Here is a 1,175-nt window from a genome sequence, read left to right as displayed (position 1 = left end):
TTCGAGGTGGAAGCATGGTGACATGTGGAGCTGACGAATACTAATAGATCGAGGACTTAACCATATAATATGTAGCAAATGTTATCTAGTTTTGAAAGAATATAAAAAACTTGTTGACTTTAAAAGTTAAATGAGTTAAAATGATTCTTGTCTTAAATGAATACAGTCTGGTAATGATGGCAGAGAGGTCACACCCGTTCCCATACCGAACACGGAAGTTAAGCTCTCTAGCGCCGATGGTAGTTGGGACCTTGTCCCTGTGAGAGTAGGACGTTGCCAGGCAATCCGGAGGATTAGCTCAGCTGGGAGAGCACCTGCCTTACAAGCAGGGGGTCGGCGGTTCGATCCCGTCATCCTCCACCATTTAGCCGACTTAGCTCAATTGGTAGAGCAACTGACTTGTAATCAGTAGGTTGGGGGTTCAAGTCCTCTAGTCGGCACCAGTTTTTATTGTAAGAGCCATTAGCTCAGTTGGTAGAGCATCTGACTTTTAATCAGAGGGTCGAAGGTTCGAGTCCTTCATGGCTCACCATTTTAATTAATATGCGGGTGTGGCGGAATTGGCAGACGCACTAGACTTAGGATCTAGCGCCTTTGGCGTGGGGGTTCGACTCCCTTCACCCGCACTTTTAATAAAATATCTCAAACATGTCTTGCGGAAGTAGTTCAGTGGTAGAATACAACCTTGCCAAGGTTGGGGTCGCGGGTTCGAATCCCGTCTTCCGCTCCAATTTTCAATATGACATGCCGGGGTGGCGGAACAGGCAGACGCACAGGACTTAAAATCCTGCGGTGGGTGACCACCGTGCGGGTTCGACCCCCGCCCTCGGCACCATATGCGCCCGTAGCTCAATTGGATAGAGCGTTTGACTACGGATCAAGAGGTTAGGGGTTCGACTCCTCTCGGGCGCGTTTTCTTTCGGGAAGTGGCTCAGCTTGGTAGAGCACCTGGTTTGGGACCAGGGGGTCGCAGGTTCAAATCCTGTCTTCCCGATACTTGTTTGGGGCCTTAGCTCAGCTGGGAGAGCGCCTGCCTTGCACGCAGGAGGTCAGCGGTTCGATCCCGCTAGGCTCCACCATTAGTTCTTTGAAAACTGAACGAAACAAACAACGTGAAACGTCAATTTTTATTTTAGATGCTAGACAAACTAACTTTATTGGAGAGTTTGATCCTG

At 48.9% G+C, this 1,175-nt stretch carries 9 tRNA genes and 1 rRNA gene; all 10 read left to right on the top strand.

Annotated features, from left to right (window positions below):
- Nucleotides 1–166 precede the first annotated feature (166 nt).
- The 10 genes from rrf to ACK1U5_RS27595 all read left to right on the top strand — a co-directional run bounded on the left by rrf (nucleotide 167) and on the right by ACK1U5_RS27595 (nucleotide 1,079).
- Nucleotides 167–282, top strand: a 5S ribosomal RNA gene (gene rrf, locus ACK1U5_RS27640).
- 5 nt (nucleotides 283–287) lie between these two features.
- A tRNA-Val gene (locus ACK1U5_RS27635) sits at nucleotides 288–363 on the top strand.
- A 4-nt stretch (nucleotides 364–367) separates the two neighbouring features.
- Nucleotides 368–443, top strand: a tRNA-Thr gene (locus ACK1U5_RS27630).
- 13 nt (nucleotides 444–456) lie between these two features.
- A tRNA-Lys gene (locus ACK1U5_RS27625) sits at nucleotides 457–532 on the top strand.
- Between the two features lie 13 nt (nucleotides 533–545).
- Nucleotides 546–626, top strand: a tRNA-Leu gene (locus ACK1U5_RS27620).
- Between the two features lie 29 nt (nucleotides 627–655).
- Nucleotides 656–730 (top strand) — tRNA-Gly (locus tag ACK1U5_RS27615).
- 16 nt (nucleotides 731–746) lie between these two features.
- Nucleotides 747–835, top strand: a tRNA-Leu gene (locus ACK1U5_RS27610).
- Nucleotides 836–838: 3 nt separating this feature from the next.
- Nucleotides 839–912, top strand: a tRNA-Arg gene (locus ACK1U5_RS27605).
- An 8-nt stretch (nucleotides 913–920) separates the two neighbouring features.
- Nucleotides 921–994, top strand: a tRNA-Pro gene (locus ACK1U5_RS27600).
- Nucleotides 995–1,003: 9 nt separating this feature from the next.
- Nucleotides 1,004–1,079 (top strand) — tRNA-Ala (locus ACK1U5_RS27595).
- Nucleotides 1,080–1,175: the final 96 nt, after the last annotated feature.

This window comes from Bacillus sp. XB1 (assembly GCF_053557995.1).
This window is presented reverse-complemented; position numbering and strand designations above follow the sequence as displayed.